Raw genomic sequence first — 15,506 nt, forward strand, 5'->3', positions numbered from 1 at the left:
CGGTCGCGCCGGCAAAGACGCGGAATTGGGGGGAAAAGGGGGTCGTTTTCCACCCCTCATGCGAAAAAGCCCGGCGATATAGTTTTGCTCACGTTCAGAAGCGGCCCTGACCGGCCGTTATCGGGGCATGGGTGGGGGATTTGGCAAGGACGCCAGCCGGTTAAGGCCGTGCAGTAGTCCCGCAAAAAATCCTCAGTTGTCGTCGGTTTGCAACACTCCGGTTGCATGGCACAATCGATTCGCGTCTCGATAACTACTTTGAAAATGCGCAACCTACTCGGTAAGTTCGCGTCTTTCGGCGCCCTCTTCCTCTGCCTGCTCGGGTCAGCCGGCGCGGCCATTACCGATTACCCGTTCAAGCTCGTTACCCGGGCCGACGGCGCCTCGCAGCAGGTCGTCGCCGAGAACAGCGGCCCCGCCCCCATCACGGTCCATGTCACGCTGACCGGTCAGAATTACGCCAGCGACCAGACCTGGCCCCTGACGGCCACTATCGAGCCTTTCAGCTCGGTCGCGCTCGGCCGCGTCTATGCGGGCGACAATCCCGACGCGCCGTACAACTTCCTGTTCCGCTACAGCCATCATTTCGGCCGTGTGAACGCCGCCCAGGACGAGGGCGCGGTCTACCGCCTGCCGTTCGAGGAAGGCCACGCGTTCGTCGTGAGTCAGGCGCACGGCGGCAAGCTCACCAGCCACAACAACCGCGAGAACCTGTACGCCGTCGACTTCGCGATGCCGATCGGCAGCGCAGTCACGGCCGCGCGTGACGGCGTCGTCGTCGATGTCACCCTGCGCCACCGTGAAGGCGGCTTCTCGATGAGCTATATCGACAAGGCCAACACCGTGGCGATCGTCCACGACGACGGCACGGTCGCCGAATATGCGCACCTCTCGCCCGGCGCGGAAATCGTCAAGCCCGGCCAGCGCGTGCACGCCGGAGATCTCATCGGCTACTCGGGCAACACCGGCTACTCCTCGGGCCCGCACCTGCACTTCATCGTGTCGCGCCCCATCGTGACCGACGGCAAGGTCACGCGCGAATCGGTGCCTGTCATGTTCTACGCCGGCACCGCGGGCACTCGCTTTGCCGCCCAGGCGGGCACCACGGTTACCGCCAACTACCGCATGATCGCCCCGCCCGACCAGCAGCCGGTCGGCGTGAGCGCCTCCGCGGCCGCGGGCGGCACCGCGCAGGACCGCTAAGCACTTTCCTCCCGGGCCCGAGCCGGCTCGGGGAAGACCCTCCTCCAGGCGCGGCTTCCGCGCCATGCCTTTTACGCCACCGCGGACATTTTCCGCCTGGCATCAAGCTTGCTCAGTAAAAGGCATGAAGCGCATATCCACCAAGTATCCGCACGTTTTCAATGCCGACGGAAGCCGGCGTTTCGAAGCGTGCACCGGCTATCTGGAAATCGTGTCCGACGCGAGCGGTGTGTACGTGTGCTGCAACGAGTGTGGTGAAGGTTACAGGTTCCAGTTCGTCATGCGGCGCAGTGACGAGCTCGCCAACGGCAGCGACCGGTAACACCGCTCCGACATTTCGAGTAGCACGCGTGCATGGCGCAGGCTGACGTACCCGGGTTCCGCAAGTGCCGCAACTCCGCGTGCAGTTGTACCGTCCGCGCGGACGAGACGTATTGCAGCGAGCCCTGCGCAGCGAACGCGGACAGCGCAATACGCGCCGGCCAAGGTTGCCAGTGCGGACACGCCGACTGCACGCGTGATAAACCGCCCGCGGCGTAACCCTTACCGTCATTCCCGACGGCGCGCAACCGCGAGCCGATCGGGAATCCATTTTTGAGGACGCGATAACGAAATGGATTCCCGCCTCTTCGCGGGAATGACGATTCCTACGCGGTAAGAAAGTCCATCACCAGCTTGTTGAACACGTCGGGCCTCGTCTTCGAGATCGAGTGTCCTCCGCCTTCCACGATTTCCAGCCGCGCTCCCGGAATTTCCTGCGCGAGCGCTTTCGCGTGATAGCACGGAGTGATGTAGTCGTTGTCGCTGGCGATGACGAGCGTGGGTGTCGCGATCTTCTTCAATCCTTCACGGCGATCGAACGCGAGCAGCGCGTCGATGCGGCCGATCGAGATCTCGACCGGCGGCGCCGCCGCCGCGCTGGCTTGCCTTTCGAGGTCGATCTCAGCGTCGTGCGCGTTCACGTAATCGGGCGGCAGCAGCCACAGCGGATGGAACATCGCGTGCAGCTCCGGCCCTGCCTCCCGGTACATCGCGCGCCTCGCCTGGAACAGGCGCCGGAACCACGGATCGCAGTGGGTCCACGTGCTGCACACGACGAGGCGCGTCAGCCGCTGCGGTGCTTCGATCGCGAGGGTCTGGCCGATCGCGCCGCCGGTGGACAGGCCGACGAGATGCGCGCGCTCGATCTTCAACCCATCCATGAGCGCGAGGACGTCCGACGCCATGCCGTCGACCGAGAATTCGCGCTGGTTTTTATCGCTGGAGCCGGTGCCGCGATGGTCGTAGGTGACGACGCGAAAGCGCTTGGAGAACGCCGGCACCTGCGGCTGCCAGTAGCGCGCGAGGCCGTTGAGCCCGCTCGCGAACACGAGCGGCTCGCCTTCGCCGCTCTCTTCGTAATACATCTCCCCGCCGGGTACGGCGACCTTGGGCATGCCGGCTCCTCCTTGCGTTGGTACAGGACTGTAGCGCAGGCGCCCCCGCCTGCACTGAAGGCGCGTGGCCGCGCCGCAGGCGAGGCGCCTGCGCTACATTAAAATCGGCTCCACAATGAACACGTTCCCTGTTGCTTTGACCGCCGCGCTTTGCGCGTTCCTAGCCGCGCCGGCAGCGGCTCAAACCTATCCAGTCAAGCCGATCCGCATCGTCTCTCCGTATTCGCCCGGCGGCCTCGGCGACCTGCTGCCGCGCGCCGTCGGCGTCGGCCTCACCGAAAGCCTCGGGCAGCAGGTCATCGTCGACAACCGGCCGGGCGCGAGCCAGATCATCGGCATGCAGGCGGCCGCCAAATCGCCGCCGGACGGCTACACGCTCGTCTTCGGCAGCGTCACCAGCCTCGCGATCAACCCGAGCATGCACAAGGCGCTGCCGTACGATGCGGTGAAGGATTTCGCGCCGGTCGCGCTGTGCGTGACGACGCCGCTCTACCTCGCAGTGCACCCGTCGCTGCCCGCGCGCAACGTGAAGGAGCTGATCGCGCTCGCGCGCGCCCGTCCCGGGACACTGTCCTACGGCTCGGGCGGTACGGGCTCCTCGAACCATCTCGCGGGCGAGCTCTTCAAGTCGCTGGCGAAAGTCGATCTCCTGCACGTGCCTTACAAAGGCGCGGGACCGGCGATGATCGACGTGATGGCGGGTCACATCGCGATGATGTTCGGCGCCGCGGGCCTCGCCGAGGCGAAAGCGGGCAAGGTGCGCGTGCTCGCGGTGACCAGCGCGAAACGCTCGAACGCTGCGCCCGGCATACCCACCGTCGCGGAGAGCGGCGTCCCGGGATACGAAGCGACGATCTGGTTCGGCCTGCTCGCCCCTGCGGGAACGCCGCAGCCGCTCGTCACGCGCCTGTCTCAGGAGATCGGCAAAGCGCTCGCACATCCGCGCATGCGCGAGCAGTTCCCGACGGTGGACATCACGCCGAGCACGCCCGCGGGCTTCGCGGCGCTGATCGCGCGCGAGATCCCGAAGTGGAAGAAGGTCATCGATGGCGCGAGGATCACGGCGGAATGAGCAAGCTCGATATCGCCGTCGTCGGCGCCGGCATCGGCGGCCTCGCGATCGCCGCCCTGCTCAAGCGAGCGGGACACACGGTCAACGTCTACGAGCAGGCGCCGCGCTTCGCGCGCGTCGGCGCGGGCATACAGATGGCGCCGAACGCGGTGAAGGTGCTGCGAGGTCTCGGCCTCGAAGACAAGCTCACGCGCATCGCTTTCCAGTCCGAAGTGGCGCTCTCGCGTGAATGGAACACCGGGGAGGTGACGAGCGAGCTCGAGCTCGGTCGCGCAGTCGAGGAGAAGTACGGCGCGCCCTATCTCTTCCTCCACCGTGCCGACCTGCATGCGGCGATCGCGGAGATCGTCCCGGCGGAGATCGTGCATCTGAACCGCAGGCTCACCGGGATCGAAGGCGATGCGCACGGCGTCACGCTCGCGTTCGCCGACGGCAGCCGGGTGCGCGCGGATACCGTCATCGGCGCCGACGGCGTGCATTCGCCGGTGCGCGAGTCCATGCTCGGCGCCGAGTACCCGCGCTTCACCGGGCGCGTCGCGTATCGCACCACGTATCCCGCTTCACGCCTCGGTGACCAACAGATCACACCGGTCAGGACGAAGTGGTGGGGACCCGACCGTCACATGGTCGTTTACTACGTCACCCGCGCGCGCGACGAGCTGTACTTCGTCACCAGCGTCCCCGAGAAGGCCGACTGGATCACGAAAGAGTCGTGGTCGTCCAAAGGCGATCTCGACGAGCTGCGCGCCGCGTACGCAGGCTTCCACCCCGAAGTGCAGGCGGTGCTGGCGGCGTGTCCCGAAGTCTACAAATGGGGGCTGTTCGAGCGCGACCCGCTGCCGAAGTGGAGCGAAGGCCGCGTCGTGCTGCTCGGTGACGCGTGCCATCCGATGACGCCGTACATGGCGCAGGGCGCGGCGTCCGCGCTCGAAGACGCGGCGGTGCTGTCGCGCTGCCTGGAAAACGTCGAGGCGGATGGACTGCCGGAGGCTTACGCCCTCTACGAGGCCACCCGCAAGCCGCGCGCGTCGGCGATACAGGCGGGTTCGAGCGAGAACACGTGGCTGCGAGGGCGCACCGATCCGGGATGGGTGTATGGGTACGATGCGTGGAAGGCGCCGTTGGAAAAAAGTGACGGGTAAACCGGTGACGGGTGAAGCGGTGACGGATGAAACGGTGACGGGTTACAGTGCCGCAATGCTTTTCGTCGCCGCCTTATCCATCACCGTTCTATCCGTCACTTCTTAGTCAACTTTAATTCCCGACGCCTTCACCACCTTCGCATTGCGCTCGTACTCCCGCTTGATCAACGAGCCGAATTCCTGCGGCTGGCCCGATCCCGGGTCGGCGCCCTGCGATTCGAGCATGGCGCGCACTTCGTGCGCCTGGATCGTCTTTTTGAACGCATCGCCCACTTTGACGAGGATGGGTTTGGGGAGCTTCGCCGGCGCCAGCATGCCGAACCACGTGATCGCCTCGTAACCCGGAACGCCCGCCTCGGCGATCGTCGGCACGTCGGGCAGCTGCGCGTTGCGCTTCGCGCCGCCGACGCCGAGCGCGCGGAAGCGCTCCGCCTTGATGTGCGCCAGCACCGGCGGAATCGAGTTGAACATCATGTTCATGTGGCCGGCGAGCACGTCGCTCACCGCCTGCGGCGCGCCTTTGTAGGGCACGTGCGTGATGTTGACGCCCGTCATGCTCTTGAAGAGCTCCATCGCGAGATGGTTCGCGGCGCCGTTGCCCGCGGACGCGTAGTTGAGCTTGCCGGGCTGCGACTTCGCGAGCGCGATGAGCTCCTTGATCGATTTCGCCGGCACCCCGGGATACACGATCAGCAGGAATGGGTTGCTCGCGATGAGACCGACCGGCACGAAGTCGCGCTGCGGGTCGTAACCGAGATTGGTGCGCATGTGCGGCAGGATGGTGAGCGGGCCGGGGCTGCTCACCAGCAGGGTGTAGCCGTCCGGCGCCGCTTTCGCCGCGACTTCGGAGCCGATGATGCCGCCCGCGCCGCCGCGGTTGTCCATGACGAGCGGCTGGCCGAGGATCTTCGACATGCCGGTGGTGACGCTGCGCGCCATGACGTCGGGGGTGGCGCCGGCGGGGACGCCGACGACGACGCGGATGGGACGCTCGGGATAGCTCTGCGCGGCAGCGCTCGATGCGGCGAGCGCGCACGCGAGGATCGCGGGTGCGTAGGGTTTCATCGTTATTCTCCTCGGAAAGCGGCGAATGATAGCGCTGTTTTCGGCTATGCTTCGCCGACACCGACAGGAGGATAGAGATGGCATCGAACCAGGAGCTTGCAGGCAAGGTCGCGCTGATCACCGGCGCCGCGAAGAACATCGGCCGCGTCACAGCGCTCGAGCTGGCGCAGGCCGGCGCGAAGATCGCGGTGAATACCCGCGGCTCGGTCGCCGACGGCGAGCAGGTCGTCAAGGAGATCCGCGATGCGGGCGGCGACGCCGAGCTCTACGTTGCCGACATCGCCGACGCCGCCGCGTGCAGGAGCATGGCGGCCAAGGTGCTCGACCGCTTCGGGCGCGTCGACTTCCTCGTGCTCAACGCATCGGTGCGCACCGAGAAGGCTTTCCTCGAGCTCTCCTACGACGAGTGGCGCACGCCGCTCTCGATCACGCTCGACGGCGCGTTCTATCTCGCGCAGGCGTGCATCCCGTCGATGCTCCAGAACGGCGGCGGCAGCATCGTGACGCTCGCCGGCATGCAGTCGCTGTCCGGCGCCGCGAAGCGCATCCACGGCTCGGTCGCCAAGCACGGCCTCGTCGGTTTCACGCGCGGCCTCGCGCGCGAGTTCGCCGACCGCGGCATCCGCGCCAACTCGATCGCGCCCGGCACCATGGCCACGGTCCGCGCCGCCGGCCGCGCCCCGACCGCCGCCGACGACACCATCCCGATGAAGCGCAAGGGCGCGCCCGAAGAGATCGCCACCACGGTGCGCTTCCTCTGCGGCCCCGGCTCGAGCTACATCACCGGCCAGACCTTCCACGTTAATGGTGGAAAGATGATGTTCTAAAAGCTAAAAAGCTTTTAACGCAAAGGACGCAGAGGTGACGTCGGGCGCGAATGCCTGGCGAAAGTGGCTCGATCGAACAAACGGCGCGGTGCGCTCGCGCGCACCCTACGTCGCGTTTGGTTTTCCTTTGCGTCCTTTGCGTCCTTTGCGGTCCATCGCTTTATAAAGCCCGCAGCGAGTCGACCACCTTCCGCTCGATCACGATCCCTTCGCGGCGCCGCCGCTCGCGCTCGCGGAACGCGCGCTCCGAAGGGATGCGGATCTCCTCCACGCCGGGCAGTCGCGGCGTCGCCTTGATCTTCGCGACGAGCTCGGCCATCTGCTTCGGGAAGTCGCCGCCGGGCAGCATGAGGTTCGGATCGAGCGCCCAGAAGAAGAATCCGAAGTCCTGCACCTGACCGTGCGCGCGCGCCGCACCGGCGAGCAGTCCGAGCGCCTGCACCGCGAACGAAAGGCCGTAACCCTTGTGGCCGCCGAAGATGCCGACGCCGCCGCGCAGCGCCGCGTTCGCGTCGGTCGTCGGCCTGCCGTGCTCGTCGAACGCGACGCCTTCCGGCAGCGGCCGGCCGAGATGCGCGTGGAGCGCCACGTCGCCCCACATCAGCGACGCGGTTCCCATGTCGACGATAACCGGCCCATCGTCCGAAGGAAAGCCGAAACAGAGGGGGTTGGTGCCGAACGCAGGCCTCGCGCCGCCGGGCGGCAGCGCGCGCGGCTGCGCGCTCGCCACGTGCAGGCAGACGAGCCCCGCGTTCACCACGCGCTCGACGAAATACGCGTTGCGCCCGCTGTAGTAGCTGTTGAACGCGCCCACCGACGCCATGCCGTGGGTGCGCGCCTTGTCGATCGCGACCTCGGCCGCGCGATACGCGACGATGTAAGCGACGTTGTTGCCGCCGTCGAGCAGCGCCGACAGCGGCGTCTGGTGCACGATCCCGATCGGCTTGCGCGCCTTCTTGGTCTCCTCGTTACTCGCGATCGCGAGGATGCGCGGCAGCCCCGCGAACTTGTAGCCGCACAACATGTTGTCGACGAGCTGGTCGACGACGATGCGCGCGTCCTCTTCACTGTAACCGCAGCGCTTCAGTGCAGCGACACCGAGCGCAGTCGCCTCCTCTGCGCTCATCCGCACCGAATCTGCCGTGTCCGCGTCGAGCAACTCCCCGTTCACCCGTTCACCCGTTCACGCTTTCAAACGTTCATCGAAATACTTCATGAACGCATCGAACGCCTGCTTCTGGACCGGGTCGGGATTGAAGCTGCCGGAGTCGGTGTAGAGATAGGGGTAGCCGTGATCGGGGTGATCGAGCGACATCCACGTGCTGTCCTTGCCCGCCTCCACCATCCACTCGTGCGCGAGCATGAAGATGCCTTGCAGGTGGTCGCGGTCGCGGCCGATGTGCAGGATCGGCGTCTCGATGCGCCGGATGCGCGCCATCGCCTTGTCCTTGTCGGCGGCTTTGCGCACGCGCTCCTTGTCGTGGTACTGGAGCACGCCGTCCTCGCGCGGCGCCGACGGCCCGGTATCGACCACGAGGAACTCGTGCGACGCGCCCTCGATCACCACGCCGCACGCGAAGCTCGTCTCCGCCGCGACCTTGAGGATCATCTCACCGCTGTGGCTCACGCCGACGCAGCCGATGCGGTCGGCTTTCACGTACGGCAGCGTGCGCAGGTAAGCGAGGATCGCGATCATGTCGTCGGAGTCGAGCGACGGCGTCGACTTCAGCGTGCGCCCTTCGCCGCTGATGTCGTCGCCGACGTTGTGCGCGCGCTCGACCTGGTTGTAGAGGTGCGGGATCTCGTTGCGGTACTGCACGTACGCGACCGCGTAGCCGCGCGCCATCATGACTTCCTGCATGCGGTTGAGGCGCTCGACCTGCTTCTCGACGTGCGGCAGGCCGCCGCGGCCGTTGCCGCGGCCGATGACGATCAGCGGGAACGGGCCAGCGCCGCGCGGCTTGCGCACTGCGATCGGCACGTAGATCTCGTCGCGGGTGAGAACGAAGGTGTAGTCGGCGGGGATGTCGGATCCGCGCACCGGTTTCGTGATGACGAACCCGTGCGCGGGCAATTCGCTCGCAACCGGAGCGTGAGATGCGTCGGCCATGATGGTCCTCCCTCGGGAGGCTTATTCTGACCGAAAAAACGCCGCGCGTTACGCCTTGCGGCCGGCTACGTGAGCCTCGATGAGCTCGACCGCGTGCCTGCGCACGACGCTGCCGCGATCGTCGAGAAGACCCAGCCGTATGAGTCCCGTCAGGAACACGGTGGTGTCGAGCGCCGCGATCTCGGGTGCGAGACCTTTGCGAAGCTGGCCGCGCTTCTTCGCTTCGGCGTACACGTCGACGAGCTGTTTCCTGGTGCGCTCGCATTTGCGCGCGTACTCCGAGAGCTCGCCGTCGAGCTCGCCGACGTACTCGCACTTGAAGTTCATCACGCTGCACGCGGTGCGGGTGCGCGCGTCCTCGTCCACCGCCGTATAGATGTCGAGCAGGAAACGCTTGACCCGATCGAGCGGATCGCCCTCACCCGAGAGCAGGGTGAAATCGGCGCGATCGGTGATGGGCAGCGCGACGTCTTCGCGGATCGCCGAGAGCAGCGCCTGCTTGTCGCCGAAGTGATGATAGATCGCCCCGCGCGTGACTCCGGCGGCCTCGGCGATGTGCCCGAGGCTCGTGCTGGATATGCCGCGCGTGTTGAAGGTTGCGAGCGCCGCGGCCATGATGGCGAGTCGCGTCTGCTCGGCTTCCTGCTTGGTACGTCTCATGCTGGCTAATGCGGTTTCGGTTGCGATCTGACTCGCGGGTCGCGGCGGGCCTGCCGAATGCGAGTCATCGATGCCTGCGCCATTTACATACATCCTTGATTGTATATAATGGCGCCTCTCCAGTCCACAGTCACCTGCCTTCCCGGATGAAAGCCCCAAATAAGAACACCCGCCGCGCATCGCTCGTTCTCGCCACGGCGGCGCTCGCCGCACTCCTCGCCGCGTGCGGCGACAAGCAACCTTCGGGCGCCGGGGAAAAAGGCGGCAAGGGCGCCGGCGGTCCGCCGCCCGCGATTCCCGTCACCGTGCAGCAGGTCTCGCTGCAGCGCGTGCCGATCGCGCTCGAAGCGGTCGGCCAGGCGGAAGGCTCGCGCGAAGTCGAAGTACGCGCGCGCGTTGGCGGCATCATCCAGAAGCGTCTCTATACCGAAGGCGGTGCGGTGAGCGCGGGCGCGACGCTCTTCATCATCGATCGCGCGCCGTTCGAAATCGCGGTGGCGCAGGCGAAAGCCGCGCTGTCCGAAGCGCGCGCCACGCAGGAGCGTGCGCAACGCGAAGCCGACCGTCTCAAAGGGCTCGCCGGCAACCGCGCCATCAGCCAGCGCGAGTTCGACGACGCTTCCTCCGCCGCGAAGCAGTCGGCCGCCGCGGTCGAAGGCGCGCAGGCGAAGCTCGCCGAGGCGCAGCTCAACCTGTCCTACACCAACGTCAAGGCGCCGATCTCGGGCATCACCAGCCGCGCGGTGCGCTCGGAAGGCAGCCTCGTCGCCGCCAACACCGATCTGCTGACCACGCTCACCCAGGTCAATCCGATCTGGGTGCGCTTTTCATTGGCCGAGAGCGATTACAACCGCATCCGCAACGGCGCGCGCAACGCGAAAGTCGAGATACGCACGCAGGACGGCCAGGTCACCGCGACCGACGGCCGGCTGAACTTCACCGGATCGACCGTCGATCCCAAGCTCGGCACGGTGCAGCTTCGCGCCGAGTTCGCGAATCCGACCATGAAGTGGCTGCCCGGTCAGTTCGCGAACGTGCGCATCCTCGCGGGCGAGCAGGACGCTTTCCTCGTCCCGCAGGCGGCGGTGGTACAGACCGAGCAGGCGCGCATGGTGTGGGTGGCCGAGCCCGACGGCAAGGCGACGATGCGTCCCGTACAGACGGCGAACTGGCTCGGCGACAAGTGGGTCGTCACCGGCGGCCTCAAGCAGGGGGACGCGGTCATCGTCGACAACCTGATGAAGCTGCGTCCGGGTGCGACGGTGCGGGCGCACGCGCCGGGCGCCGGCCCGCAGGCCGCCGCGCCGGCCGCGGCGACCGGCAAGTCGGGCCAGAACAGCGCCGCGCCCGCCGCCAAGTAACGCTCGAGAACAATCCATGGGTAATTTCTCCCGCTTCTTCATCGAGCGCCCGATCTTCGCGAGCGTGCTCTCGATCGTCATCCTGATCGCGGGCCTCGTCTCGGCGTTCGGCCTTCCGGTCTCGCAGTATCCGGAGATCGCGCCGCCGACCGCGACGATCAGCGCGAGCTATCCCGGCGCGAGCGCCGAGACGCTGGCCAAGACCGTGGCCGCGCCGATCGAAGAGCAGCTCTCCGGCGTCGAGAACCTCATCTATTTCAACTCCACCGCCGCCTCCGACGGCACGGTGGGCATCACCGCGACCTTCGAGGTCGGCACCGACATCGACCGCGCGGTGTTCCAGCTGAACAACCGCGTGCAGGTCGCCCTGCCCCGTTTGCCGGACGAAGTGCGCCGCAACGGCGTCATCGTGCAAAAGCGCTCGAACGACATCCTGCTCGTGATCGGTTTGCAGTCACCGAAGGGCTCGCGCGAGACCACGTTCCTCGCGAACTACGCGACGGTGAACCTGATCGACGAGCTCAAGCGCATCCCGGGCGTCGGGGACGTCACGCTCTTCGGCTCCGGTTATTCGATGCGCGTCTGGCTGCAGCCGGACAAGATGGCCCGCCTCGGCGTGACGCCGACCGACATCGCCAACGCGATCCGCGCGCAGAACAACCAGTACGCCGCGGGCAAGGTCGGCGCGGAGCCTGCGCCGGCCGGCCAGGCGCTCAACTACACCGTGACGGCGCGCGGCCGGCTGGTGAATCCCGAGGAGTTCGCCGACATCGTGGTGCGCGCCGGCGGGCCTTCGGGCGTGCTGAAGATCCGCGACGTGGCGCGCGTCGAGCTCGGCGCGCAGAGCTACGACACCTCCACGACCGTCGACGGCACCCCGGCCGTCGGCATGGCGGTGTTCCTGCAGACCGGCGCCAACGCGCTCAACGTCGCGGACGCGGTGAAGAAGCGCATGGTCGAGCTGAGGACCGCTTTCCCCTCGGATACCGAGTACCTCATCCCGTTCGACACCACGCGAGTCGTGGAGGCGTCGATCCACGAGGTGGTGATCACGATCGCCGAAGCGGCGATCCTCGTCATCCTCGTGGTGTTCGTCTTCCTCCAGCACTGGCGCGCGACGCTGATCCCGATCATGGCGGTGCCGGTCTCGCTGGTGGGCACGTTCGCCGGCCTGTACCTGCTCGGCTTCTCGATCAACACCCTGACGCTGTTCGCGATGGTGCTCGCCATCGGTATCGTGGTGGACGATGCGATCGTCGTGCTCGAGAACGTCGAGCGCCTGATGCGCGAAGAGAACATGAGCGCGAAGCAGGCTTCGATCGAGGCGATGCGGGAAGTGTCCGGCGCGGTGATCGCGATCGTGCTCGTGCTGTGCGCGGTGTTCGTGCCGGTCGCGTTCCTCGGCGGCATCGCGGGCGTGCTCTATCGCCAGTTCGCGGTGACGGTGGCGATCGCGGTCGTGATCTCGGGTCTGGTCGCGCTCACGCTGACGCCCGCGCTGTGCGCGCTGCTGCTCAAGCCGGGCGATCACGAATCGCGCCTCTTCAGGCCTTTCAACACCGGTTTCGCGAAGCTCACCCGGACCTTCCTCAATTTTGTCGACCGCACGCTGCGTCACCGGGTGATCGCAGGTCTCGCGGTGCTGGGCCTGATCGTGGTGGTCGGGCTGCTCTTCAGGTTCGTACCGACGAGCTTCGTGCCGACCGAAGACCAGGGCTACATCATCAGCTCGATCATGCTGCCCGACGCCGCGACGCTGCAGCGGACCGCGAAGACCGGCGCGCAGCTCCAGCAGCGCCTCGCCAAGGACCCGGTGATCGATCACATGTTCGTGGTGCCCGGCCGCGACTTCATCGGCGGCGGCAACAAGCCGAACGCCGGCACGAGCTTCATCCTGCTCAAGCACTGGGACGAGCGCGAGAAGACCGCGCCGCAGCTGGCGGGTGAAGTTTCGAAGATGGGATCCGGCTTCGCCGACGGCATCGTGATCGCCTTCAATCCCCCCGCGATCCGCGGCCTCGGCAGCGCGGGCGGCTTCGAGGTCTACATACAGGCGCGCGGCGACTCCGACGCGCGCAAGCTCGCGCAGGTGGTGCAGGCGTTCACGGGCGCGCTGTCGAAGGACCCGACGCTGCAGGGCATCAACACGTTCTTCCGGCCGACCGTGCCGCAGCTGCTCGTCGACGTGAACCGCGACCAGGCGATGGCGCTCGGCGTGCCGATCAACGACGTCTTCGACGCGCTGCAAAGCACGATGGGCCCGCTGTACGTGAACGACTTCAACATGTCCGGCCGCACCTACCGCGTGCAGTTGCAGGCCGACGCCGCGTATCGCGCGCAGCCCGACGACATCGGTCAGGTCTACGTGCGCTCCAACACCACCAACGAGATGATCCCGCTCAAGGCGCTGATCCGCACCACCAGCGTCACCGGTCCCGAGCAGGTCGAGCGCTTCAACGGCTTCATCGCCGCGAAAGTGTTCGGCAGCGGCAAGCCGGGCGTGTCGTCGGGTCAGGCGATCGCGACCGTCGAGCGCATCGCTGCCGAGACGCTGCCGCCCGGCTACACCATGTCGTGGTCGGGACAGGCGTTCCAGGAGAAGCGCACCGGCAACGCGTCGATCTTCGCGTTCGGCTTCGCGATCGTGATGGTGTATCTCATCCTCGCCGCGCTCTACGAACGCTGGCGCCTCCCGGGCGCGGTCGTGCTCGCGGTGCCTTTCGCGGTCGCGGGCGCGCTCATGCTGGTGTTCCTGCGCGGCATGGAGAACGACATCTACTTCCAGATCGGCCTCGTCGTGCTCATCGGCCTCGCGGCGAAGAACGCGATCCTGATCGTCGAGTTCGCGCAGCAGGGTCTGCTCGCGGGCATGAAGCCGATGGACGCCGCGCTGCAGGCGGCCCGGCTGCGCTTCCGGCCGATCGTGATGACGTCGCTCGCGTTCGTCCTCGGCGTCCTGCCGCTCGCGCTCGCGAGCGGCGCGGGCGCCGGCGCACGGCGGTCGATGGGCACCGGTGTGGTCGGCGGCATGCTCGCCGCCACCTTCATCGCGACGGTGTTCGTGCCGCTCTTCTTCGTGTGGCTCGCGCGGCGCCAGAAGATGGGAGAGAAACTGCCGCCGGAAGGTGAAGCCGAAGTCGCAAGGGAAGCTACATGAAGTCCGCAGTCGTCAGCGCCGTCCTCGCCGTGGCCCTCTCGGGGTGCATGCTGGGACCCAATTACAAACGTCCGGCGGTCGATCTGCCGAAGAGCTATTCGGAAGCCGACAACGGCGGCACGCTCGCCCTGCCCGTCGACTGGTGGAAGCTCTACAAGGATCCGCTGCTCGATTCGTTCGTCGCGGCCGGCCTCCAGAAGAACGCGGATCTCAAGCTCGCGTTCGCGCGCATGCAGGAAGCCGAAGCGCTGGTGCGCGAAGCGAACGCGACGCTCTTCCCGGAGATCGATCTCAACTCGTCCGCGAGCCGCGCGAAGTCGAGCACGCGCACCGGCACCTTGCCGGCGAGCGTCGCGCCGATCCGCAACAACTTCGTGCTCTCGGGGAACACTTCGTTCGAGCTCGATCTGTGGGGACGGCTGCGCCGAGGGCGCGAGTCGGCGGCCGCGCAGTATCTCTCCTCGCAGTACGGCCGCGACGTCGTCGCGCTGACGATCGCAGCGGGCATCGCGCAGTCGTACTTCACCGTGCGCTCGATCGACGCACAGATCTCGGTGTCGGAAGAGACGTTGCGCGCCGCGGCCGACTCGGTCGATATCGCACGCACGCGCGTGAAAGGCGGGCTCGCCTCCGATCTCGACGTCAACCAGGCGGACGCCAACCGCGCGCAGATCGCGGCGCAGATCAAGGAGCTCAGGCGCCAGCGCGCCGTCGCGCTGCACCAGCTCGGCGTGCTCACCGGCATCCTCGACGCGAAAGTGCCGATGGGTGACGTGTGGCAGCTCCCGGTGCCGCCGCTGCCGCCCGCAGGGCTGCCGTCGACGCTCGTCGAGCGCCGTCCCGACGTGCGTGAAGCCGAAGCGACGCTGATGTCGGCGAACGCGCAGATCGGCGTCGCGCGCGCGTCGGAATTCCCGACGTTCAGCCTGACCGGCGCGCTCGGCGCGCAGAGTCGCGAGCTCGGTTCATTGTTCGCGGCGGGCGCCGGCATCTGGTCGATCGGGCTCGGCGTTGTCGGTCCGATCCTCGACTGGGGGCGCTACAAGGCGCGCACCCAGCAGGCCGAAGCGCGCGCCCAGCAGGCGGCGGCGACTTACGAGAAAACGGTCCAGACGGCGTTCCGCGAAGTGAGCGATGCACTGTCGAACGTGCGCCTCGCTGCCGACACCGAGATCGACCTGCGCGACCGCGTCGAGCAGGCGGGCAACTCGCTGCGCCTCGCCAACATGCGCTACACCTCGGGCTATTCGGCGTACATCGAAGTGCTCGACGCCCAACGCACGCTCAACGAAGCGCAGCTCGCGCTGGCGCGCAACCGCCTGCAATACCTCGGCTTCACCGTCGACCTGATGAACGCGCTCGGCGGGGGCTGGCAGCCGTATTAGCGCATTCCTTCACCGTCATTCCCGACGCGCGCTGTCGCGCGATCGGGAATCCATTTTGACTTCCCAAGCCTTTTTATCGTCATTCCCG

Annotated in this window: 13 protein-coding genes; 8 read left to right on the top strand and 5 right to left on the bottom strand. The window is 66.9% G+C overall.

The features are described from left to right. The first annotated feature begins 264 nt into the window (after positions 1 to 264). A complete protein-coding gene (locus tag VHP37_04335; protein HEX2825550.1) occupies positions 265 to 1,203 on the top strand; it encodes a M23 family metallopeptidase in 939 nt (312 codons plus the stop codon). A 124-nt stretch (positions 1,204 to 1,327) separates the two neighbouring features. Further along, a complete protein-coding gene (locus VHP37_04340) occupies positions 1,328 to 1,525 on the top strand; it encodes a hypothetical protein (protein HEX2825551.1) in 198 nt (65 codons plus the stop codon). A gap of 325 nt (positions 1,526 to 1,850) precedes the next feature. Here the strand turns inward: VHP37_04340 and VHP37_04345 are convergent, their stop codons facing one another. Beyond that, a complete protein-coding gene (locus VHP37_04345; GenBank protein HEX2825552.1) occupies positions 1,851 to 2,639 on the bottom strand; it encodes an alpha/beta fold hydrolase in 789 nt (262 codons plus the stop codon). Positions 2,640 to 2,754: 115 nt separating this feature from the next. Between VHP37_04345 and VHP37_04350 the strand changes: the two genes are divergently transcribed. Both VHP37_04350 and VHP37_04355 read left to right on the top strand, forming a co-directional pair. Next, complete coding sequence (locus VHP37_04350) at positions 2,755 to 3,711, top strand: tripartite tricarboxylate transporter substrate binding protein (GenBank protein ID HEX2825553.1); 957 nt, start codon at positions 2,755 to 2,757, stop codon at positions 3,709 to 3,711. Continuing rightward, complete coding sequence (locus VHP37_04355) at positions 3,708 to 4,853, top strand: FAD-dependent monooxygenase (protein HEX2825554.1); 1,146 nt, start codon at positions 3,708 to 3,710, stop codon at positions 4,851 to 4,853. The genes VHP37_04350 and VHP37_04355 overlap by 4 nt, the downstream gene beginning before the upstream one ends. A 102-nt stretch (positions 4,854 to 4,955) precedes the next feature. Here VHP37_04355 and VHP37_04360 read toward each other — a convergent pair whose 3' ends face one another. Further along, entirely contained in the window at positions 4,956 to 5,918 is a 963-nt protein-coding gene (locus VHP37_04360; protein ID HEX2825555.1) for a tripartite tricarboxylate transporter substrate binding protein, read from the bottom strand. A 77-nt stretch (positions 5,919 to 5,995) separates the two neighbouring features. On the opposite strand from VHP37_04360, the gene VHP37_04365 reads away from it, so the two are divergent. After that, a complete protein-coding gene (locus VHP37_04365; GenBank protein HEX2825556.1) occupies positions 5,996 to 6,745 on the top strand; it encodes an SDR family oxidoreductase in 750 nt (249 codons plus the stop codon). A 160-nt stretch (positions 6,746 to 6,905) separates the two neighbouring features. On the opposite strand, the gene VHP37_04370 is transcribed toward VHP37_04365, so the two are convergent. The 3 genes from VHP37_04370 to VHP37_04380 are packed head-to-tail and all read right to left on the bottom strand — an operon-like array spanning position 6,906 to position 9,515. Further along, positions 6,906 to 7,871: an Ldh family oxidoreductase gene (locus tag VHP37_04370; GenBank protein HEX2825557.1), complete on the bottom strand. Its 966-nt coding sequence runs from the start codon at positions 7,869 to 7,871 to the stop codon at positions 6,906 to 6,908. Positions 7,872 to 7,928: 57 nt separating this feature from the next. Continuing rightward, the gene (locus VHP37_04375; GenBank protein ID HEX2825558.1) at positions 7,929 to 8,855 is read right to left on the bottom strand and encodes a hypothetical protein; all 927 of its coding nucleotides are present in this window, start codon (positions 8,853 to 8,855) and stop codon (positions 7,929 to 7,931) included. 48 nt (positions 8,856 to 8,903) lie between these two features. After that, the gene (locus VHP37_04380; protein HEX2825559.1) at positions 8,904 to 9,515 is read right to left on the bottom strand and encodes a TetR family transcriptional regulator; all 612 of its coding nucleotides are present in this window, start codon (positions 9,513 to 9,515) and stop codon (positions 8,904 to 8,906) included. A 146-nt stretch (positions 9,516 to 9,661) separates the two neighbouring features. Here VHP37_04380 and VHP37_04385 point away from each other — a divergent pair, with 146 nt between their 5' ends. From VHP37_04385 to VHP37_04395, 3 genes are read left to right on the top strand one after another with little or no spacing between them, the layout of a single operon-like run. Then, positions 9,662 to 10,876 (top strand): efflux RND transporter periplasmic adaptor subunit, encoded by a 1,215-nt coding sequence (locus VHP37_04385; protein ID HEX2825560.1) that lies wholly within the window; start codon positions 9,662 to 9,664, stop codon positions 10,874 to 10,876. Between the two features lie 16 nt (positions 10,877 to 10,892). Then, complete coding sequence (locus tag VHP37_04390) at positions 10,893 to 14,033, top strand: multidrug efflux RND transporter permease subunit (protein ID HEX2825561.1); 3,141 nt, start codon at positions 10,893 to 10,895, stop codon at positions 14,031 to 14,033. Continuing rightward, entirely contained in the window at positions 14,030 to 15,418 is a 1,389-nt protein-coding gene (locus VHP37_04395) for an efflux transporter outer membrane subunit (GenBank protein HEX2825562.1), read from the top strand. The genes VHP37_04390 and VHP37_04395 overlap by 4 nt, the downstream gene beginning before the upstream one ends. Positions 15,419 to 15,506 lie beyond the last annotated feature (88 nt).

The sequence above is a fragment of the Burkholderiales bacterium genome (genome assembly GCA_036262035.1).
GTDB lineage: Bacteria > Pseudomonadota > Gammaproteobacteria > Burkholderiales > SG8-41 > JAQGMV01.